This window comes from Prochlorococcus sp. G5PB11, from assembly GCF_059772425.1.
Genome location: NZ_CM186287.1, coordinates 405,746 through 421,956, shown reverse-complemented (window position 1 = coordinate 421,956; position 16,211 = coordinate 405,746). Strand labels below are relative to the sequence as shown.

The window sequence follows — 16,211 nt, the reverse complement described above, 5'->3', positions numbered from 1 at the left end:
AACAGATAAATCTTTTCTCTCACTAGGATCTGGATATGTGTTTTTGTATTGCCTAATAGATATAGATGTGCCGATTATTAAGACTAGGATTATTAGAAGATATTTTACTTTGTTTTTCAACTCCTTATTAAATGCTTGATTGTTCTATTGGTTGGTTTCCAACCAAACATCAATCCTATTATGGCTTGTGAATCTACCGCTTCGCTCCATAAAAATATATTTTTATTTTGAACTAGTTTTTGCCACAAGCTCTATATCAAGCTATATTGATTATATCAATAAATATTGATTAATGACAGTACCTTCGCGTTCTATGCTTCCATTGCTTTTACGTCGCAGACCTTTGATTAGCTTTGCTAAGAAGAGTATTATTCTTTCCTCTTTAATTATTCTTGGCTCAGGAGGAAGTGCCCTTGCGGGTGCTCGACTAAGCGGAGCTGGAGCCTCTTTTCCCGCTAAAATCTACACTCGATGGTTTTCTGACTTAGCTAAAGAGGGTGGACCTCGTGTTAACTATCAGGCTGTTGGTTCAGGTTCTGGCCGCAAAGCTTTCATTGATGAAACCGTTAATTTTGGTGCGTCTGATGATCCGATGAAAGCAACAGATATTGCAAAAGTGACGCGTGGATTAGTTCAAATCCCAATGGTTGGTGGCACTATTGCCTTTGGTTATAACTACGATTGCGATCTTAAACTTACTCAAGAGCAAGCAGTTCGTGTTGCTATGGGTAAAATTACAAACTGGAAAGAGGTTGGTTGCCCTGAAGGAAAACTAACTTGGGCGCATCGTTCTGATGGCTCGGGTACTACGAAGGCTTTTACAAATTCCATGCAAGCTTTCTCAAAGACCTGGACTTTAGGTACAGGTAAATCTGTCGCCTGGCCTGCTGGTGTTGGTGGTAAAGGTAATGCTGGTGTCGCTGGCGTTATTCGAAACACTCCTGGTGCAATTGGCTATGTAAACCAGTCATATATAAGAGGTGAAATCAAAGCAGCCGCTCTCCAGAATTTATCAGGAGAGTTCTTACAGCCAACTACTGAGGCTGGTGCGATTGCTCTTAATGGAATACAACTAGATAAAAATCTAGCCGGAAAAAATCCCAACCCTAAGGCCAAGGGTGCATACCCAATCGCAACCCTTACATGGATTCTTGCTTACGAAACTGGTAATGGTAAAAACACTGATGCCATTAAAGATTCACTTAACTACCTACTAAGTGATAAAGCCCAGGCTAAGGCTCCTTCTCTTGGATTTGTTCCTCTAAAAGGTGATATTCTTTCCAAGTCTCGCGCTGCTGTAAAGCGTATTGGTAAATAAATTAAACCTCATGCTCTTAAAAAGGAGGCATTAGCCTCCTTTTTAATGTCTTTTTTGCTAGCCAGTCACTTCCTAACTTAAGCTAAAAAATAAGCTCTTTAATACGAAAAAAAAGAATCAATGAATAATTGGAAGAAAATAGTTGGATCACCCATTTGGTGGGTTCCAGTTTCACTACTATTTTTATTTATTTCGATTGAGGGATTACATCTAGCCGAGCATGGTAAAAACTGTAAAACGAAAGCAGCTTGGATGAATGAAGTTGGACTTGAATATGACCGAGAATCAGAGGTTCAGTAGTATTTCTTTAGCGTGATATTTAATTTATTTTTAATTGATATGGGATCTTAGGCTTTTTCAATAGCTATAGCACTTGAAACTGGTGGTAGTCGTAAACTAGTCAACAATGAGATAAATACAAATAGACTTGAACACCATAAACATAGTTGCATTCCTATAGAGGCATTAGCTCCAAGCATGAATAAAACTCCTGATAGGAGAGTACCAATCAGTCTCCCTGCAGCATTTGCCATGTAATAAAAGCCTACGTTTAGACTCAGGTTTTCCTTGTCCGTATAAGCAAGAACCATATATGAATGTATTGATGAGTTAATTGCAAAAATGAACCCAAATAATATCAATCCAGTTGTAATTGCTATTTCTGGATTGCTTTGTCGCCATAGTGCTATTGCTATTAGCGCTGGTATTGCAGTTAAGACAGCACTCCAGAATTGAACAGAAGAAACTCCTGGGCTTGTTTTATTTCCCCATAAATTTCTTAAAGACGGCGCAAACGCTTGAATAAAACCATAACCAATAACCCATAAGCCTAGGAACGCTCCAATCTCAGAAAAATTCCAATTTAGATTCGTTTCAAGAAAAACAGGAAGTGCTACGACAAACCATACATCTCTTGCTCCAAAGAGAAAAAAACGTGCAAATGATAGGACGTTGATCCCTTGAGATTTAGAGAATAAGTCTTTAAAGATGGGTTTGTTTTTCATCTTTCCAATATCTCCAGGCATAATCAATGTCAATAAAAACGAAACACTTAATCCGATTGCCATTAATTCAACTGCTTTATTAAAACCAATACTGGTAAGCAAAAGTCCACCAAGAAAGAAGCCAACTCCTTTTAGTGAATTTTTTGAACCAGTCAAGATGGCTACCCATTTAAATAATTGATTATTTCCACCATCTTCTTCTGAGGAGTCTGGAACGACAGTTTTGATGGCACTTTTAGCGCTCATCTTATTGAGATCTTTTGCTATGCCACTAATCGCTTGAGCAACCATGACATAAATGACACTCAAAAGTTTCGACCAACCACTTGAAACGGGTGTCAACATCAATAAGGCACCGATTTGTAAAAGTGTTCCTACCCAAAGTGTTAGACGTAATCCATATCTTGCTCCTATCCAACCTCCATAGAGATTAGTGATTACGCCAAAGAACTCATAAAAAAGGAATAAGAATGCAATTTCTAATGTTGTATATCCAAGGCTATGAAAGTGAAAAATCACTAGCATTCTTAGAGCACCATCTGTCAGTGTGAATGCCCAATAGTTGGTCGTTACTATTCCATATTGTTGCAATCCCGTTAATCGCATGTTCTTATTTTTTGCTTTTTTCGAGATTTATGACATGGCAAACGAGATCTGCCATTCGACAGCTATACCCCCATTCATTGTCATACCAAATATAGACTTTAAGTTGAGTTTTGTTGACCACCATGGTTGATGGAGCATCAATAATTGAACTTCTTGAGTCATTGACATAATCGATTGATACAAGTGGTTTTTCTTCGTAACCGAGTATTCCTTTTAGCTCTCCTTCTGAAGCTTCTTTGAATACATGATTGACTTCTTCTTGCGTTACCTCTTTCTCTAATTCAAATACAGCATCAGTTAAAGATCCATTGAGGAGAGGAACGCGAACTGCATGGCCATTTAATTTACCTTGTAATTCTGGGAAAATCATCCCTATCGCTTTTGCCGAACCTGTCGTTGTTGGTATTAAACTTTGTGATCCGCTTCTGGCTCTTCGTAAATCCGGCTTAAATGAATCAACGATTACCTGTGTATTTGTTAGGTCATGGAGTGTTGTAATGCATCCATGTTTAATACAAAAGGCTTGGTTAACGACCTTCACGACTGGAGCTAAGCAATTAGTTGTGCAGGATGCAGCGGTTACTAACCGATGTTTATTGGGTTCGTATAAATCATGATTAATACCGTAGACAATATTTAGAGCATCCTCTCCCTGTATTTCACCTTTAACAGGACATGCAACGACAACTCTTTTCATTTCAAGAGTATCGAAATAAGGATTTAATGTTTGAGGGGTTTTGAATTTTCCTGAACATTCGAGAATTAGCTCTGTACCTTTTTCATTCCACGGCACTTTTGTGAAATCACTTTCTTGAGAAAAAGATATTGGGTGACCTTCAATACTCACGTTGTTTTGATCGTTGCTTATGGCTTTGTTCCAACGACCATGTACTGAATCAAATTCAAGTAAATGCGAAGCTACCTTTGGATCACCCAATGGATCGTTGATATGTGTAATCTCGATATTTTCTCTACCCCAGAGCGCTCTAAGAACAAGTCGACCTATTCGACCGAAACCATTAATACCGATTCGCATAACGTGTAATTGAGTTGATTGAGTGAATCAATAAAGGATTACATTCCTCATATCAATTTATATTGATGTATTGAGGTTTGTCGATGCAAGCCTTTTCTGAAGTTTGTTTTATCATGTGATTATATTTTTCCTTCTTTGATGGCCACAGCGATAAAGAGCGAAGTAGTTCTTGAAAATGCAATGGCCAGGAAATTGCTAAAAGCCTTATCTGATCCATTGCGATTGCAAATCATTGAGTCTCTTTCAGGAGGAGAGCGATGTGTTTGTGATTTGATTAATGAAATTGGATTGGCGCAATCGAAAATATCTTTTCATTTAAAAGTTTTAAAAGACGCAGGTTTGATTACCGATAGGCAAACTGGTAGATGGGTTTATTACCAATTAAATATTGACTCATTAAATTCTTTGCAAGATTGGATTGAACTGTTAAAAGAAAGCTCGCAACAACTTTCTCAAGCTTGTAAATAAAGCAATCAATTGAAATCTTGTTTTCAATTGATTTAGCTCTCTTCATAGTTTCTTCTATTAATTTTTAGGCAATTATTTCTACTAGGTATCATTGGATACTCTTTATGCTTGGATAGTAATCGTATTCTTATTACATCAAGATTTTTTGATATGAGCAAGAAAATCTCTAAAAAAGCAAGTGCTATTAGAACAATTTCTTTAGCAGTTGGTTCTCTAAGCCTTCTCGTTATTGCTGTTTCTCAAGTTACAGGCAATAAGGCCTGCGCAAGCAATGCTTTTTCGATTGAAAATCAAATAAGACTTTCATGATTTTATTTTCATTCTGAATATTTATAGTGCTTGATATTTTTAGGTGAATTTTTCAAGAGATAGTTTTATTACTAGTTTGATCATTTTGGGATCCTCTTCGATTGTTGGTTATTTTTACCAACTTCAAATCGCTGTTGGATATGCATTGCTTAACGTGTTGGTACTGCTTATTTGGTCAAAACTCGCATCTCGCTAAACCTTCATTCATCCCAACTTATAGCTAAATTATTCTTGGTCTTGTGAAAAATCTGCTAGTTCCATAATTTTTTTAAATTCGTCCATCTCCTCATCCGAAACTCGTGTTTTCTCCTGAAGTTCTTTTAATAAAGCATCTATTTTTCTTTTGATATTTTCTTCGCTCAAAATTTTTAAGTTAATAGATAACCAATTATAGATTCAATGCACCCTAAACCTGTTTAAAGACGAATAATTTTTGTTGTCAATTAATACATATTATTTTGGTAGTCAATTCAAGCCTGTGCTCCATCTGCAACACGCATCGTCATTCCTCCATCCATGTCATCATCATCGTTGTTGTCCATTATTGCTTTTCCAACCTCATAAAGAAGATAAGTCCCAACAATGATTAGAACGAAAAGGAAATTAAAATCTCCTGAGTTTGAAGCGTATGTTTGAATTTCACCCATAATTATCCTCTGTTAAACAACCCTCTTCTCTTTTGTTGTGGCTTAGCTGCTCTAGTTCCACGAGACTGCTGCATCTCAGCTTTAGTAATTGGCTTGCGATTTTGGAAAGTATCCCAACCAAGTAGAGCCACAGTTCCAATGGCTCCAAAGAAAAGAACTACACCTGGTATTAAATCCATCTAGTTGAATTAAGTTCAACAAAGTTAGTGGAATTGGTATTTAGACCGTGGATAAAAAATATTGCTTCAGCTAATACCCCTGATAACTTTTGCTATGTACGGGTGTCCCCTTTACATTCCTTTACTTTTCCTTTACATTCATGGCCATTATTTGAGTTTAATCTCGTGACTCCAGAAGCAGAAAAGTTTAATGGTTGGATGGCAATGATCGGCTTTATTGCTGCTTTCGGTGCTTACGCAACAACAGGTCAAATCATTCCAGGTATTTTTTAGATTCTCATATGACTTCTAGTAATCCAGTTTCTGATCAATCAATTGATCCAACTGATAATCAATCAGAAGGTAAATCTGTTGATCCAACAGGAATACCTGCTTACAGTTCTGCTTCTAACCAGATCATTACTGAATATGGCAAGCAAAACATGTTTGCTACCCAAGTACAAACTCAATTAGTTGAAAACTATTCCAACTACCCGGAGGAGGCAGAAAAGACCAATGGCCGTTGGGCAATGATTGGAATGATTGCTTTACTTGGCGCTTATATCACTACTGGTCAGATTATTCCTGGCATATTTTAAATAGCTTTGGATAAATCAATCTTCATATAAATCTAGAGATTTTTCTTTAGATTTTTTTTGATCCATTCGAGTATTTAATACATTTTTTCCAGTTTTTGCAAAATAAAAATTTAAATAAGCAAAAAATGCCAAAAGCATTCATGTAAGGAATAGTTCCGCCAATAATCTCAGCTTGTCCAAGCAAATTAATTCTTAGGAAATACGATCACTGATCATCCTTATCAATGGCGCAATTGAGCCTATTGCAAGTACTGCAAACATAATAAAAATGATTATTTTTGATTCCCATTTTTCCATGAAAATGGTCTAGCTAATTACCACTTATGTCTGTGGATTTTTTTATAGCTTTCGAAAAAATTAGTAATTTATTATCCATCAATACTTTCAAAAAATAGATAATCAGTCTTTACCGGAATTTTTACCGAAACCTGGAATAAAAGGAAATGCTTGATCATCTCCAAGGTCTGGGGCAGAACTAGTTTTAGAACCATCCAAGGCATCACTCGACTCTTCGATCACAATACCCATAGAGTTGTCTTCATTCATATCAGAACCCATTTGCGCGGCCACTACAGGGTTGATTCCTGAAAAGAAAGTTGTTGAAGCTAAAAAAACAGACAAAGCTAAAAAACTAGCAGCCCTAAATATCTCTTTGAGCATGAATACAAATCAGTTATATACAATCTAACGTCAGTATTCACATGAACGTGTTAGGTCTGAATACTCAATTAATAAGAATTAATTAGATAATAGGAGTCGTAGCGATTGTTGAAACTTCTGAGAAGATAGCAACAGCCATGAATATGTAAGGAACTAATTTCATTGTTTTTGTGAATATATATTAAGCATATATGCTCATCATCTAATCAGTGGTAGCTGATTGTACGGTTCTCGCCCCAACGACCATAAGTAAATTTGTTTGTGGCTATAAAAATATCTGATAACCAATATCAATTGCTATCACTGTTTTGTTGGATCGCTTTTTTTGCAAGATTTTCTAATTGATCAGGTGAAACTTGTGTCGTTTTGTTTTTTCCTTCTTCTAATCCTCTTAGTAAAGAAGTAATTATTGCCAGTCCTAAAAATGCACCTAACCCCAACCAAAAAATTCTCTCTACTAAGAGTGCTGTGGGATTACCAATTGCATCAGTTACTTGTTCCATCTTCTCGATTTAAAAAAATAATGATCAGAGCAGTTTTTCACTAATTTTGCCTTAATCCATATTAGAAATTATGTGCAAAAAATTCATTGCATAAAAAAACCCTCAAATTTGAGGGAGAAGATACTGAGAGATCCCCATCACCCAGTAATTTGAAAATATTACTCGCTGTATACATATTACGCAAGCTAATAATTCCAGATATGGGTCTTTTTTTCTGTTTTTTTAATCTTTCTAACACCAGATATGGTAGGGGTTGCAATTTGGTTGAAAAACAGTTAAAAATAAAGTCCCCATCACCCAGGCCCATAGGACACCATACCTAGGGTCTTTTTTATTGGAATTGCTTTTTTTTAGATCTTGGAGTTATTTAGTGACTCTGAGGCTGTGGAAAACTTAGACAACTTGAAGTAATTTTTTTACACAAGCTTCGATTAGATAAACTTTTACTTCGTGCTAACCGTAACACTAAATATTTTTAGATCAGTTAGGTTTATGCAAACATTTTTCTGATACATGTCTGAGCTTCAGCTGGTTGACTCATTTCCTATCTGGAAAGCTGTTTTGTGGTGTTTCTATCCAATGGCTGCTCTAGTTCTGGTAGAACTAATCTCAAGAGCGCTTCCAGATGATGATGACGATTTCGGTGGAGGAAAGATGATTCCTGCTTACCAACCTGTTCGAGCAAGATAGATTCAATCATCGGACTATTTCCATATTCAGCTTCAGTAGCTATCGATAGTTAAATAAATAAGTTAAAACTCATATCCTTTTCTGAGTATTTATACTTAAATAGTTAGCCAATGAATTATGAAAAGTTTTAATTCATTTATTTTAGATCTCAGTGTAAGTATTCTTGATCTAGTTTACGAAGGTAGGCCGATTCAACGTTTTTGGGTTCTTGAGGTTATTGCTAGAGCCCCTTATTTTGCATTCTTATCTGTTTTGCATTTACAAGAGTCGCTTGGTCTAAAGACTCCTTTAAGTAACAAGCTTATGAAGGCTCATTTTTACCAAGCAATCAATGAAACGGAGCATTTAGAGGAGATGCAATCACGAAGCGGCAATAGATATTGGGTTGATCGATTTCTTGCCAGGCATTTAGTGCTCTTCTATTACTGGGTAATGGTTTTTTATTACTTACTATCGCCATCAAATGCATACGATATCAATATAAAAATTGAAGAGCATGCGTATGAAACTTACGCAAAGTATTTAACCGTTAATCCAAATGATCAGAGGATACGTGAAATTGCTCAAGATGAGATCAATCACGCGAATGAATTAAAAGAAGCAATTGCTTTGATTAGTTAATACGCCAACTTTTTGTTGATATTCATAATGATAATTTTCGTTTGTGGTTTTAAATTATCTAAAGCAAGCATCTCCAATAATTCTGAGCTTCTCGATACGAGTAAGGTTCTCTCTCTTTAGCAATGTTTTTGGGGAAACAGCCAAGCCTAATTTGATTCTGTTTGGCAAGGATTCAACTAATGATTCAATATCTGTTAAATCTTCATTAGAAGATGCAATAACATCTTTTGTGCATTCCCAACCTTTGGTCGTAATGATTTGAGGCCATATAAACCAAAAACCGCTAAATGCTCCGAGAATTAAGAAAAACAGATTTCTAATCATTGTTCAAATTTAATTGTGACTAATCTTTTGATTTGATTCTTTATTTATACCTAAGCAATTTGGATCCTCAAGACCAGAGACTAGGTTCTGCCGTACTCATGACTTCACCATTTTTTTCAAATATTTCAATGTTCTTTTTACGTGTTTCCCTAAGACACCCTCTAAAGCTTGAACTACAACGATCGCTTTTTCAGGTTTATCTTTGCTCACACCTCTGAAAATGACCTTTATACCTTTGGCTGATCTAGCTGGAGCCTCATCGTTGTCAAATTTTTTCACCCACTCATCGTAAGGTATTTTTACATCAAATGTACATACAGTTGTTTCGAGCATTAGGTGAAAAATAGAGTTATTTCTTCAATTTAAAAGCTCCTACCTTGCTTGTAATAACGCATCATATTTGTGGCCTGAATTTAATAAATATTTTATCGGATGTCTTTAAATATTCTTTGCTTGAGGAATTTTTCGTATGCCACGCAAGCAAATTATCGCGTTCATTCATTAAGCGGATCGTATTAGAAAATTGCAAAACTACTTTGAATTTGGGAAGCATTTTGAATATGCATCACCATTTAAGATGCAAAAATCGAATAAAAATATCTTAAAGTTTTCCGGGTATTCTTTCCATGGAAGACTTTTCAACTCTTCAAGCTCCGTTTCGCAAAGTTTTTTCATATTTGCGTATACGTAAAAACCTCGTCTAAGTCTTTAGGGATATCTTCATTAACCGAGCTTGTTGCTTCAATTGAATCTGTGAAAAATGCTTCCTTAGATGAATCGAAAAATTCAATTTTTTGATAATCAGTTCTAAATCCCTTAGCTATTTCACCGAAAATGCTTATTTGATCTTGTTTGTTTGTTTTTTCTCTCGTCATATTGATGTTTTGAATTGAGATAAAATTCTTATACCCCAAACTTTCTATTTTTGATCAGGTTAAGTGGAAATGCAATGGGCATTAAGGCTGATTGCGTTGAGGTGCGAATAGAGCAAAGATACATTTGTTGAGCTCAGAGGCACCATTTATGGTCGACACTCCACCTGAGTATTTAAGAGAAGCGAACTGAATTCTGGTTCCTGCTCCAACATTCTCAATGAATAAGTAGGCTATTCGTCTGATGCGACAAGGATCAATGATATAGGTGCGTCAATTCAGTCGAAACTCCTCTGCATCGTTTAGGTGCCCTAACGGAGTACAAAAGCCTTTCTACTAGACACTTGGCCCCAGGCCACCAATATCCAGAAGCTTCCAAAGAATCGGTAAAGAAAAGGGCCCCCTAGGGCCCTTTTTAAATGTCTAATTAAAAGAGTTTTATTCTTGCTACGGTTTCCCTACCTAAGACGTACGGTCCTACAGAACCATCGAAGAAAAGGAGATTTTAGGATTAATGTACGTCAGACAGTCAATTACCAAGGGCGATAATTGATTGGCTTCTGGGGGGGAGCACTGACGTTTCTTATTCAAAGAAACAACCTTCTAAAGCTCAGTATAAAAAGAAGGTTGTCCTGAGAAGTTCTAAAAATATAAGAACAAACCGCCGCCAGCCGTTTAGGAATAATTACTTAACATCTATTACTCATAGGTATCGTTATTTTCCTTGTGGTATTGATTAGAAATTTTAATACAAGCAAACTAATTATTGTCATAATTTCTTTTTATTGAAGTATGCCGAAAGGGAATTACCCCTATCGGTCTTTACGGTCTCTGAGACTGATTGGGAGTGGCTAAATTTGCATTTGATTTATTTTTTCGATGTCTAAAGAAACTTATCAAGAAATTAAAAGAATCAGTGGAGAAGAACTAAAAGAGTTGTTATCCAATTTGGATAATGTTTTTGATTTAGGTACAGGTACCTTGTTGGGTGATAGCTATTTGGCTTCAACAGATCATTAAGTTACTGTTCATTGCTTTTGTGTTGTTGAATTTGTCATTTGATTTTTTTCCTCTACATTTGAAAAAATCAAGTTTCCAATGACTCATTTTTTGGCAGCCTATATAGATTTTGTTCAAAGTGTTGGCTTTATATTTTTAGCGGCCATGGCAGTTTTAATCACAAGGAAACTATTTTTAGATAATAAAAAAGATAATTACATTCAAGCAGTGAAGATTAAAGTTGATGAATGAATTTTTTGCTAGAACTTAAACAAAAAGAGGAAAATGCCAAAAGCTTTTGAGGATTTTAAATTCTCTGATGATCAAAAAACTGGAGCAGTGTCAGTATTTTGGGAGAACGTTCATCTTGCAGCTAAGGCCTTAAAGGAGGATACTAATTGCCCCAACGAAATCATCGCTAGTGGCTTAAGAGCTGTTGCGGCTGAATGGGATTGATTCTTGGTTAGCGATACAACTAGGAGTCTTTAAAACCTAATTTTGTTTGGTCTCATCATTTGAATCGGAATTCTTTTTTTTTCTTCTTCTTCTTCTTCCTTAAATTGCTTCATGGCTTTACTGCCTATCGCATCTTCGATTAATTCAAAAAACCAAGTTTTTATAGGGTTAGCCATTCTTAACGAATTAGATAGTTTGTGAATAACCAGATAGCAACGATAAACATAGCCACTCTTCCGTGAATAACTTCTGATCTGCTTAGACGAGCAAAGATAGTCATTAATTACCGTGCTGCTATTTCTTTTATATCAGTACTTCTATGAGTATGCATGGGTAAATGTTGGGATCTTTCTTTTGTTTTAGGGTTTTAAACTTTTTTTTAATGCTTTTAAATTCTTTTGCTATGAGCCTCTTACACTTTCTACTTTTTCTTTAAATAATTGCTTCTTATCTGTACGTGTATTTACTTTTAATGTTGTGTAAACACGTGGAGCACCTTTGCTATGAACTGCCTCATGGCATTTCTTTACGCATTCAAAAACTTGATCCCACTCTCCTTCAATTGCAGTTCCATTTGGACCCAGTTCATACTCAAGCTTATGTTCATCAATAATTGATAAGCACGCCTTTATGTATGGAGATAATGAGACACCTACCCCTATTGGTACTAAGCAAAGATCTATGCTTACCCACATATCAACTTAAGATTGAAAGCATTATTAAATTCTAGCTAGAAAGTTTATACTTAATGTCTTCTTAAATAATAGCTTTTTACAAAAAAAAATTATTGTAGGCCGGTTATTACTAATATTTTTGCGTATTTTTTCGTCTCGTCCTCATTGTGATTTTATTATAGTTTGGAAAAAGAGTATTATGAATAACTACAAAATTCAGGTTCTGCCTTTTTTCATTATTACATTTGCGATACTTATCAGTGGCGTTACTGTTATCTTTACTTAAATGGTTTTATTGATACTTCCTGTTAGATTTAGAGAACAAATTAAATCAATATTTTTTAATGAATTTTGCCACGATTGCAATTATTACGATTGTTTCTACTTTATTTTTCTATATGATTTTCTTGGTGCTTGGGGTTGGAGGTATCGCCAAAAACCGCAGAGCTCAAGGTCTTGATCAAAGTAAAGGAAGTGGCAATTAATTGATTTAGAAAATAATTTAAGTAATATTTTATTTGGTAAATGAATCTTCTTAACCTCTTCCTTTTTGACAAGTACCTATCAAAGTTCTATACCTCTGTGGGGATTCAACTGAGTAGATACCATACTTTCCATCGATTTTGTAGATATTCTTAACGCTGTTTCTATTATCTCTTTGCGTTATTGTGTATGAATTACGTCTAATCAAAGTCCTTCCTTCTTTTTTTATTCCTTTATCGACAATTGTAGATATTAATCCATCTAGATTAATTGTTAGATAGCTTGTTTCCCAATCTGGTTTGATTAGAGCACCTCTATTTATTTCATATTTGCCTACACATTTTAGAAAAAGTTCTTCAGATCTATTTTGTTGGAATGGTACCAAGAGTAATCCAGATAGCAAAAACAAATTGAAATGAAATTTCTTAGGATGTATATACTTAAATAAGTAGTTGATAATATGATTTAGAATTTTAATATCTTTACTCATATCTTTCTTGTCTTGAATTTACTCTTTACGAGTTTAATCTAAATCCTTTTTTGTAGTTGTTTGTTTAGTTACTCACAATTTTATTCTCCATAAAATCGTCAGTGAAAATAACTTAATCTTTCTTTCCTCTTAAAATCATTGTTAGTGGTATACCTATTGTAAAAAGTATTCCTATGGTTAGGATGGATAATCCCATTGGGGAAAAGATCTCTACTCCTCCAATTACTTGTGATGCTTTTTGAGTTGTAGCAATAATCATTAATTTATGGCGTATGCCCAAGGTATTGATAGGTTATTTTCTCCAAGATACTTTTGCAATTTTCTTGAATTGATTTTCAATACTAGTCCATCTGTTGGATAGCTTGTAAATAACTTACCCTCTCTCCAACATTGAAGATAGATTTCGACATCAGAAATGAAGTTTGTAAATTGAGTTTGAGGAATTTCAAAATTTAGATGTTTTAATTCCTGAAGTGATTGAAAATGATTAATATTACATTGACATATTTGAAAAGCGCAGAATTTAAGTCTTTTAGACTGTGATATAAAATTTTGAATATCTATAAATTCAGTTTCATCTTTTCTAGTTGATAAAATTTTATTGTCGTAAAGAACTCCTTGTATTTCTAGTCTGTTTTTAATTGCTAGGCTTTTAGGAATAGTTTTAAGAGACCTTACACTTTCTGTAATGTCTTGACTATTTTTATTTATGACCTTGTTTAATTCCCCATTGATATATTGAATGCCAATGATTGATCCAATGATTTTTGGTTCTAAAATTATTCTTGTATTCGGAAGAAATATCTCCAACCATTCACGAATATTTCCTTGTCCTAATGATAAGAAGGCATTTCTTCCAGATTTGTAATTAAAGATAGAATTTTCAGGAGATATTCTCTCAAGATTCCTTACAAGGTGATTTGATACCTCAATCTCTTCTCTCATTTTTAAGTCCTACATTTAATCAAATTAGTTTGCTTTTTATAATGCTAGGCATATTTAATATAGATAAATTTTGTTTTTGTAAGATCAGGAATGAGCCGATATTATTGCCCTTTCTGCTCTTCTCGTTATCAATTTCATAAAACTAGTAGTGAGGGTGTTTTGATTTGTGGTCTCTGCGGTGACCCATTAGTTAAAAAGCCCTTATTAAATTCAAGACGGATTATTGGAGCAGTTGCCGCATCCGCATTTCTAGCTCCTTTACTAATAATGATTATTTTTATTATTAAAGATTTTTCTAAGGAAAAACTTCCAAACAATTCTGATTCTTTAGTCCTATTAACTATTGATAAATCATGGTTAATATAAATCCCGACTATCGCCTAGATTTTCCGGCTACGACAAGGAATCGTGATTCCATCGCCGCAGTTTTAAGCAATTATATTTCTCCTAATTGCTGGCTTTTAGAAATAGCTAGTGGTAGTGGACAACACGGAGTCTTCTTTCAAAAAAAATTCCCATCAATTACTTGGCAAACTAGTGATCCCGAATTTCAACATAGACAAAGTATTAATTCATGGATTAGGCATGAGGGGCTTTATTCAAAAATGCCGGAACCTCTTAATCTTGATGTAGATATTCGTCCTTGGTCAATTACCAATCGACTTTGGGCTTTAATTAAGGGAATTGTGTGTATAAATATGATTCATATCTCACCATGGAGTTGTACAAGATCTTTGTTTGAAGAATCAAAGAAATATCTAGATCAAAGTAATTTTTTGATGCTCTATGGACCTTTCTTAAGAAAAGAGATTCAAACTTCAGAAAGTAATTTGAATTTTGATCAATCCTTAAAAATACAAAACCCGCTCTGGGGCCTTCGCAACTTAGAAGACGTTAACAATATTGCTTCTGACAATGGATTTAATCTTGATAACATCATCGATATGCCAGCCAATAATCTTTCAGTTATTTATCGCATAAAGTAAAATTTACACAATTTTTTTTCTTTCTACTAAGAATTCCAGAAATTCGGCAGATGCGATAGGAGAATAAATCCATTACGCTTTTTTCTTGTGGAGTTCTCTGGCCCAGATGCAATTGATAACGCTATCCAAGCTGGCTTAGATCTAGATGGCAGTCCTATTCCATCAGAAATGCTGACCCTCTACAGGGATGTCATGGATAAAGAAAATGCACGTAAAAGAAGTGGAGTTAAGAAATCAATGCGAAACCGTATTGTCAAAACTGGATCCAAACATTTTGACCAAGACACTCTAAATACACGATTAATCAATGCTGGTTGGGATGGATTAAAAGCTAAAGAAATTGACTTTTTTTATAACTGAGATCCAAAAAAAATAATTTAAATTTAATTTATACACACAGGTGTCACACTATTTTCGGAGCTTTTTGGTTTATTTAAAAAATAATATTTCTTTGAAATTTCAAAATTAGTGTATTCAAAGCTGCTGTAGTTACTCCTTTTTTGTAGCCTTTTTGACTGAATCTCATTCTTAGGAGGCAAGCCGTACTTTGAAAGCTTTACGTATGTTTACAATTAGTTTACATTTATTCACATACACATCTCGGTATTCATCATGACTCCAGAAGCAGAAAAGTTCAACGGTTGGGCAGCAATGCTTGGCTTCGTAGCAGCATTCGGTGCATATGCAACAACAGGTCAAATTATTCCTGGTATTTTCTAACCCAATAACTATTCACAACAATGCAACCATCTAACAAAACAATCCTAGAAAGAAGCATCGGCAGACCAGCCATGATGGCATTCGTTTTTCTAACAGGTATCTACCTAACAACAGGCCAACTTATCCCAGGTGTCGTTTAGTGAAAAATTCAACTGTTGAAACCCCAAGAGTCGAAGAAGGCAAAGTAATTGCCGAAAGACTCAACGGCTACGCAGCATTTGTTGGATGCTGGGCACTCATCGGTGCATATCTTACAACTGGCCAAATCATCCCAGGTGTCGTGTAATGATTACTCAAAACGACAACAACAGTAGGAAGATTGATCCTGAAAAGGTAACTGCTGAAAGACTTAACGGCTATGCAGCATTATTTGGATGCATTGCTCTTGTAGGTGCCTATGCAACAACTGGACAAATTATTCCAGGTTTTGTGTGATGGATAAAACAACTAACTACTGGAAAACAGCTGAAATAATGAATGGTCGACTTGCAATGATGGGTCTTCTTGCAGCTGTTATTAATTACGGTTTCACTGGCTGGATAGTTCCAGGCATTATTTAGTTCCACCTCTTATTACAATGTCTCTAAGTTATTGGCTTCGCGCTGAAGTCGACGATCTCTTAAACGAAGATACTTTCTTCGAT

At 35.1% G+C, this 16,211-nt stretch carries 35 protein-coding genes; 20 read left to right on the top strand and 15 right to left on the bottom strand.

Annotated features, from left to right (window positions below; translation table 11 throughout):
* Positions 1-346 precede the first annotated feature (346 nt).
* Positions 347-1,318, top strand: coding sequence for a phosphate ABC transporter substrate-binding protein PstS (pstS, locus tag AC6EI0_RS02360; RefSeq protein WP_498523487.1), 972 nt, complete (start codon positions 347-349; stop codon positions 1,316-1,318).
* A 120-nt stretch (positions 1,319-1,438) separates the two neighbouring features.
* Positions 1,439-1,618, top strand: a complete 180-nt coding sequence (locus tag AC6EI0_RS02355) for a hypothetical protein (protein WP_498522892.1) — start codon at positions 1,439-1,441, stop codon at positions 1,616-1,618.
* A gap of 47 nt (positions 1,619-1,665) precedes the next feature.
* On the opposite strand, the gene arsJ is transcribed toward AC6EI0_RS02355, so the two are convergent.
* Both arsJ and AC6EI0_RS02345 read right to left on the bottom strand, forming a co-directional pair.
* A complete protein-coding gene (arsJ, locus tag AC6EI0_RS02350) occupies positions 1,666-2,928 on the bottom strand; it encodes an organoarsenical effux MFS transporter ArsJ (RefSeq protein WP_498522891.1) in 1,263 nt (420 codons plus the stop codon).
* A 4-nt stretch (positions 2,929-2,932) separates the two neighbouring features.
* Positions 2,933-3,964 (bottom strand): ArsJ-associated glyceraldehyde-3-phosphate dehydrogenase, encoded by a 1,032-nt coding sequence (locus AC6EI0_RS02345; protein ID WP_498522890.1) that lies wholly within the window; start codon positions 3,962-3,964, stop codon positions 2,933-2,935.
* A 138-nt stretch (positions 3,965-4,102) separates the two neighbouring features.
* Between AC6EI0_RS02345 and AC6EI0_RS02340 the strand changes: the two genes are divergently transcribed.
* Together AC6EI0_RS02340 and AC6EI0_RS02335 are read left to right on the top strand one after the other, a co-directional pair.
* Positions 4,103-4,432, top strand: coding sequence for an ArsR/SmtB family transcription factor (locus tag AC6EI0_RS02340; protein ID WP_498522889.1), 330 nt, complete (start codon positions 4,103-4,105; stop codon positions 4,430-4,432).
* A gap of 150 nt (positions 4,433-4,582) precedes the next feature.
* Entirely contained in the window at positions 4,583-4,741 is a 159-nt protein-coding gene (locus tag AC6EI0_RS02335; RefSeq protein ID WP_498522888.1) for a hypothetical protein, read from the top strand.
* Between the two features lie 225 nt (positions 4,742-4,966).
* On the opposite strand, the gene AC6EI0_RS02330 is transcribed toward AC6EI0_RS02335, so the two are convergent.
* From AC6EI0_RS02330 to AC6EI0_RS02320, 3 genes are all read right to left on the bottom strand, one after another.
* Entirely contained in the window at positions 4,967-5,104 is a 138-nt protein-coding gene (locus AC6EI0_RS02330; protein ID WP_498522887.1) for a hypothetical protein, read from the bottom strand.
* A gap of 107 nt (positions 5,105-5,211) precedes the next feature.
* Positions 5,212-5,388 carry a hypothetical protein gene (locus AC6EI0_RS02325; RefSeq protein ID WP_011294980.1) on the bottom strand — a complete coding sequence of 59 codons (177 nt, stop codon included), beginning with the start codon at positions 5,386-5,388 and terminating at the stop codon, positions 5,212-5,214.
* A gap of 2 nt (positions 5,389-5,390) precedes the next feature.
* The gene (locus AC6EI0_RS02320; protein WP_011295188.1) at positions 5,391-5,567 is read right to left on the bottom strand and encodes a hypothetical protein; all 177 of its coding nucleotides are present in this window, start codon (positions 5,565-5,567) and stop codon (positions 5,391-5,393) included.
* A gap of 165 nt (positions 5,568-5,732) precedes the next feature.
* Here AC6EI0_RS02320 and AC6EI0_RS02315 point away from each other — a divergent pair, with 165 nt between their 5' ends.
* Positions 5,733-5,840 (top strand): high light inducible protein, encoded by a 108-nt coding sequence (locus AC6EI0_RS02315; RefSeq protein ID WP_011294533.1) that lies wholly within the window; start codon positions 5,733-5,735, stop codon positions 5,838-5,840.
* A 149-nt stretch (positions 5,841-5,989) separates the two neighbouring features.
* A complete protein-coding gene (locus AC6EI0_RS02310) occupies positions 5,990-6,145 on the top strand; it encodes a high light inducible protein (RefSeq protein ID WP_187146463.1) in 156 nt (51 codons plus the stop codon).
* Positions 6,146-6,544: 399 nt separating this feature from the next.
* Here the strand turns inward: AC6EI0_RS02310 and AC6EI0_RS02305 are convergent, their stop codons facing one another.
* Entirely contained in the window at positions 6,545-6,805 is a 261-nt protein-coding gene (locus tag AC6EI0_RS02305; RefSeq protein WP_498522886.1) for a hypothetical protein, read from the bottom strand.
* A gap of 290 nt (positions 6,806-7,095) precedes the next feature.
* Positions 7,096-7,308: a hypothetical protein gene (locus AC6EI0_RS02300; protein WP_498522885.1), complete on the bottom strand. Its 213-nt coding sequence runs from the start codon at positions 7,306-7,308 to the stop codon at positions 7,096-7,098.
* A gap of 513 nt (positions 7,309-7,821) precedes the next feature.
* Here AC6EI0_RS02300 and AC6EI0_RS02295 point away from each other — a divergent pair.
* Complete coding sequence (locus tag AC6EI0_RS02295) at positions 7,822-7,998, top strand: hypothetical protein (RefSeq protein WP_269605792.1); 177 nt, start codon at positions 7,822-7,824, stop codon at positions 7,996-7,998.
* 117 nt (positions 7,999-8,115) lie between these two features.
* Complete coding sequence (locus AC6EI0_RS02290; protein WP_498522884.1) at positions 8,116-8,619, top strand: alternative oxidase; 504 nt, start codon at positions 8,116-8,118, stop codon at positions 8,617-8,619.
* A 54-nt stretch (positions 8,620-8,673) separates the two neighbouring features.
* On the opposite strand, the gene AC6EI0_RS02285 is transcribed toward AC6EI0_RS02290, so the two are convergent.
* The 3 genes from AC6EI0_RS02285 to AC6EI0_RS02275 all read right to left on the bottom strand — a co-directional run bounded on the left by AC6EI0_RS02285 (position 8,674) and on the right by AC6EI0_RS02275 (position 9,818).
* Positions 8,674-8,943, bottom strand: coding sequence for a hypothetical protein (locus AC6EI0_RS02285; RefSeq protein WP_498522883.1), 270 nt, complete (start codon positions 8,941-8,943; stop codon positions 8,674-8,676).
* Positions 8,944-9,039: 96 nt separating this feature from the next.
* Positions 9,040-9,276 carry a DUF3764 family protein gene (locus AC6EI0_RS02280; protein WP_498522882.1) on the bottom strand — a complete coding sequence of 79 codons (237 nt, stop codon included), beginning with the start codon at positions 9,274-9,276 and terminating at the stop codon, positions 9,040-9,042.
* 338 nt (positions 9,277-9,614) lie between these two features.
* Complete coding sequence (locus tag AC6EI0_RS02275; protein ID WP_498522881.1) at positions 9,615-9,818, bottom strand: hypothetical protein; 204 nt, start codon at positions 9,816-9,818, stop codon at positions 9,615-9,617.
* 876 nt (positions 9,819-10,694) lie between these two features.
* On the opposite strand from AC6EI0_RS02275, the gene AC6EI0_RS02270 reads away from it, so the two are divergent.
* The 3 genes from AC6EI0_RS02270 to AC6EI0_RS02260 all read left to right on the top strand — a co-directional run bounded on the left by AC6EI0_RS02270 (position 10,695) and on the right by AC6EI0_RS02260 (position 11,270).
* Positions 10,695-10,835, top strand: coding sequence for a hypothetical protein (locus AC6EI0_RS02270; RefSeq protein ID WP_181414027.1), 141 nt, complete (start codon positions 10,695-10,697; stop codon positions 10,833-10,835).
* Positions 10,836-10,913: 78 nt separating this feature from the next.
* On the top strand, positions 10,914-11,066 hold the full coding sequence (locus AC6EI0_RS02265) for a hypothetical protein (RefSeq protein ID WP_498522880.1): 153 nt from the start codon (positions 10,914-10,916) through the stop codon (positions 11,064-11,066).
* A gap of 33 nt (positions 11,067-11,099) precedes the next feature.
* Positions 11,100-11,270, top strand: coding sequence for a hypothetical protein (locus AC6EI0_RS02260; RefSeq protein ID WP_011294973.1), 171 nt, complete (start codon positions 11,100-11,102; stop codon positions 11,268-11,270).
* Positions 11,271-11,299: 29 nt separating this feature from the next.
* Here the strand turns inward: AC6EI0_RS02260 and AC6EI0_RS02255 are convergent, their stop codons facing one another.
* Complete coding sequence (locus AC6EI0_RS02255; protein WP_498522879.1) at positions 11,300-11,446, bottom strand: hypothetical protein; 147 nt, start codon at positions 11,444-11,446, stop codon at positions 11,300-11,302.
* 225 nt (positions 11,447-11,671) lie between these two features.
* Positions 11,672-11,965 carry an MTH1187 family thiamine-binding protein gene (locus AC6EI0_RS02250; RefSeq protein WP_498522878.1) on the bottom strand — a complete coding sequence of 98 codons (294 nt, stop codon included), beginning with the start codon at positions 11,963-11,965 and terminating at the stop codon, positions 11,672-11,674.
* Positions 11,966-12,288: 323 nt separating this feature from the next.
* On the opposite strand from AC6EI0_RS02250, the gene AC6EI0_RS02245 reads away from it, so the two are divergent.
* The gene (locus AC6EI0_RS02245) at positions 12,289-12,429 is read left to right on the top strand and encodes a hypothetical protein (protein WP_498522877.1); all 141 of its coding nucleotides are present in this window, start codon (positions 12,289-12,291) and stop codon (positions 12,427-12,429) included.
* Positions 12,430-12,479: 50 nt separating this feature from the next.
* On the opposite strand, the gene AC6EI0_RS02240 is transcribed toward AC6EI0_RS02245, so the two are convergent.
* The 3 genes from AC6EI0_RS02240 to AC6EI0_RS02230 all read right to left on the bottom strand — a co-directional run bounded on the left by AC6EI0_RS02240 (position 12,480) and on the right by AC6EI0_RS02230 (position 13,862).
* Positions 12,480-12,812 carry a hypothetical protein gene (locus AC6EI0_RS02240; RefSeq protein ID WP_498522876.1) on the bottom strand — a complete coding sequence of 111 codons (333 nt, stop codon included), beginning with the start codon at positions 12,810-12,812 and terminating at the stop codon, positions 12,480-12,482.
* Between the two features lie 217 nt (positions 12,813-13,029).
* A complete protein-coding gene (locus AC6EI0_RS02235) occupies positions 13,030-13,176 on the bottom strand; it encodes a hypothetical protein (RefSeq protein WP_498522875.1) in 147 nt (48 codons plus the stop codon).
* Entirely contained in the window at positions 13,176-13,862 is a 687-nt protein-coding gene (locus tag AC6EI0_RS02230) for a hypothetical protein (RefSeq protein ID WP_498522874.1), read from the bottom strand. Before AC6EI0_RS02230 ends, AC6EI0_RS02235 begins: the two co-directional genes overlap by 1 nt.
* Before the next feature lie 90 nt (positions 13,863-13,952).
* Here AC6EI0_RS02230 and AC6EI0_RS02225 point away from each other — a divergent pair, with 90 nt between their 5' ends.
* The 8 genes from AC6EI0_RS02225 (at position 13,953) to AC6EI0_RS02190 (ending at position 16,128) form a co-directional block, all read left to right on the top strand.
* The gene (locus AC6EI0_RS02225) at positions 13,953-14,228 is read left to right on the top strand and encodes a hypothetical protein (RefSeq protein ID WP_498522873.1); all 276 of its coding nucleotides are present in this window, start codon (positions 13,953-13,955) and stop codon (positions 14,226-14,228) included.
* A complete protein-coding gene (locus AC6EI0_RS02220) occupies positions 14,216-14,848 on the top strand; it encodes a DUF938 domain-containing protein (protein ID WP_498522872.1) in 633 nt (210 codons plus the stop codon). Before AC6EI0_RS02225 ends, AC6EI0_RS02220 begins: the two co-directional genes overlap by 13 nt.
* Before the next feature lie 87 nt (positions 14,849-14,935).
* Positions 14,936-15,208, top strand: coding sequence for a small RNA NsiR4-regulated ssr1528 family protein (locus AC6EI0_RS02215; RefSeq protein ID WP_498462797.1), 273 nt, complete (start codon positions 14,936-14,938; stop codon positions 15,206-15,208).
* Between the two features lie 252 nt (positions 15,209-15,460).
* Positions 15,461-15,568, top strand: coding sequence for a high light inducible protein (locus AC6EI0_RS02210; RefSeq protein ID WP_011125327.1), 108 nt, complete (start codon positions 15,461-15,463; stop codon positions 15,566-15,568).
* A 20-nt stretch (positions 15,569-15,588) separates the two neighbouring features.
* Positions 15,589-15,708, top strand: coding sequence for a high light inducible protein (locus AC6EI0_RS02205; protein WP_269611256.1), 120 nt, complete (start codon positions 15,589-15,591; stop codon positions 15,706-15,708).
* On the top strand, positions 15,708-15,854 hold the full coding sequence (locus AC6EI0_RS02200; RefSeq protein ID WP_269615540.1) for a high light inducible protein: 147 nt from the start codon (positions 15,708-15,710) through the stop codon (positions 15,852-15,854). The genes AC6EI0_RS02205 and AC6EI0_RS02200 overlap by 1 nt, the downstream gene beginning before the upstream one ends.
* A complete protein-coding gene (locus tag AC6EI0_RS02195) occupies positions 15,854-16,003 on the top strand; it encodes a high light inducible protein (RefSeq protein WP_498522871.1) in 150 nt (49 codons plus the stop codon). The genes AC6EI0_RS02200 and AC6EI0_RS02195 overlap by 1 nt, the downstream gene beginning before the upstream one ends.
* A complete protein-coding gene (locus tag AC6EI0_RS02190) occupies positions 16,003-16,128 on the top strand; it encodes a high light inducible protein (protein WP_498522870.1) in 126 nt (41 codons plus the stop codon). Before AC6EI0_RS02195 ends, AC6EI0_RS02190 begins: the two co-directional genes overlap by 1 nt.
* Positions 16,129-16,211: the final 83 nt, after the last annotated feature.

Bases quoted from the DNA above. Each gene is read 5' to 3' on its own strand.
- AC6EI0_RS02335 (WP_498522888.1), top strand. From the start codon at position 4,583: ATGAGCAAGAAAATCTCTAAAAAAGCAAGTGCTATTAGAACAATTTCT.
- AC6EI0_RS02355 (WP_498522892.1), top strand. From the start codon at position 1,439: ATGAATAATTGGAAGAAAATAGTTGGATCACCCATTTGGTGGGTTCCA.
- AC6EI0_RS02345 (WP_498522890.1), bottom strand. From the start codon at position 3,964: ATGCGAATCGGTATTAATGGTTTCGGTCGAATAGGTCGACTTGTTCTT.
- AC6EI0_RS02340 (WP_498522889.1), top strand. From the start codon at position 4,103: ATGGCCACAGCGATAAAGAGCGAAGTAGTTCTTGAAAATGCAATGGCC.
- AC6EI0_RS02310 (WP_187146463.1), top strand. From the start codon at position 5,990: ATGTTTGCTACCCAAGTACAAACTCAATTAGTTGAAAACTATTCCAAC.
- AC6EI0_RS02290 (WP_498522884.1), top strand. From the start codon at position 8,116: ATGAAAAGTTTTAATTCATTTATTTTAGATCTCAGTGTAAGTATTCTT.
- AC6EI0_RS02190 (WP_498522870.1), top strand. From the start codon at position 16,003: ATGGATAAAACAACTAACTACTGGAAAACAGCTGAAATAATGAATGGT.
- AC6EI0_RS02220 (WP_498522872.1), top strand. From the start codon at position 14,216: ATGGTTAATATAAATCCCGACTATCGCCTAGATTTTCCGGCTACGACA.
- AC6EI0_RS02295 (WP_269605792.1), top strand. From the start codon at position 7,822: ATGTCTGAGCTTCAGCTGGTTGACTCATTTCCTATCTGGAAAGCTGTT.
- AC6EI0_RS02225 (WP_498522873.1), top strand. From the start codon at position 13,953: ATGAGCCGATATTATTGCCCTTTCTGCTCTTCTCGTTATCAATTTCAT.
- AC6EI0_RS02195 (WP_498522871.1), top strand. From the start codon at position 15,854: ATGATTACTCAAAACGACAACAACAGTAGGAAGATTGATCCTGAAAAG.
- AC6EI0_RS02230 (WP_498522874.1), bottom strand. From the start codon at position 13,862: ATGAGAGAAGAGATTGAGGTATCAAATCACCTTGTAAGGAATCTTGAG.
- AC6EI0_RS02210 (WP_011125327.1), top strand. From the start codon at position 15,461: ATGACTCCAGAAGCAGAAAAGTTCAACGGTTGGGCAGCAATGCTTGGC.
- AC6EI0_RS02250 (WP_498522878.1), bottom strand. From the start codon at position 11,965: ATGTGGGTAAGCATAGATCTTTGCTTAGTACCAATAGGGGTAGGTGTC.
- AC6EI0_RS02285 (WP_498522883.1), bottom strand. From the start codon at position 8,943: ATGATTAGAAATCTGTTTTTCTTAATTCTCGGAGCATTTAGCGGTTTT.
- AC6EI0_RS02300 (WP_498522885.1), bottom strand. From the start codon at position 7,308: ATGGAACAAGTAACTGATGCAATTGGTAATCCCACAGCACTCTTAGTA.
- AC6EI0_RS02320 (WP_011295188.1), bottom strand. From the start codon at position 5,567: ATGGATTTAATACCAGGTGTAGTTCTTTTCTTTGGAGCCATTGGAACT.
- AC6EI0_RS02205 (WP_269611256.1), top strand. From the start codon at position 15,589: ATGCAACCATCTAACAAAACAATCCTAGAAAGAAGCATCGGCAGACCA.
- AC6EI0_RS02260 (WP_011294973.1), top strand. From the start codon at position 11,100: ATGCCAAAAGCTTTTGAGGATTTTAAATTCTCTGATGATCAAAAAACT.
- AC6EI0_RS02245 (WP_498522877.1), top strand. From the start codon at position 12,289: ATGAATTTTGCCACGATTGCAATTATTACGATTGTTTCTACTTTATTT.
- AC6EI0_RS02270 (WP_181414027.1), top strand. From the start codon at position 10,695: ATGTCTAAAGAAACTTATCAAGAAATTAAAAGAATCAGTGGAGAAGAA.
- AC6EI0_RS02280 (WP_498522882.1), bottom strand. From the start codon at position 9,276: ATGCTCGAAACAACTGTATGTACATTTGATGTAAAAATACCTTACGAT.
- AC6EI0_RS02235 (WP_498522875.1), bottom strand. From the start codon at position 13,176: ATGATTATTGCTACAACTCAAAAAGCATCACAAGTAATTGGAGGAGTA.
- AC6EI0_RS02255 (WP_498522879.1), bottom strand. From the start codon at position 11,446: ATGGCTAACCCTATAAAAACTTGGTTTTTTGAATTAATCGAAGATGCG.
- AC6EI0_RS02265 (WP_498522880.1), top strand. From the start codon at position 10,914: ATGACTCATTTTTTGGCAGCCTATATAGATTTTGTTCAAAGTGTTGGC.
- arsJ (WP_498522891.1), bottom strand. From the start codon at position 2,928: ATGCGATTAACGGGATTGCAACAATATGGAATAGTAACGACCAACTAT.
- AC6EI0_RS02325 (WP_011294980.1), bottom strand. From the start codon at position 5,388: ATGGGTGAAATTCAAACATACGCTTCAAACTCAGGAGATTTTAATTTC.
- AC6EI0_RS02305 (WP_498522886.1), bottom strand. From the start codon at position 6,805: ATGCTCAAAGAGATATTTAGGGCTGCTAGTTTTTTAGCTTTGTCTGTT.
- AC6EI0_RS02275 (WP_498522881.1), bottom strand. From the start codon at position 9,818: ATGACGAGAGAAAAAACAAACAAACAAGATCAAATAAGCATTTTCGGT.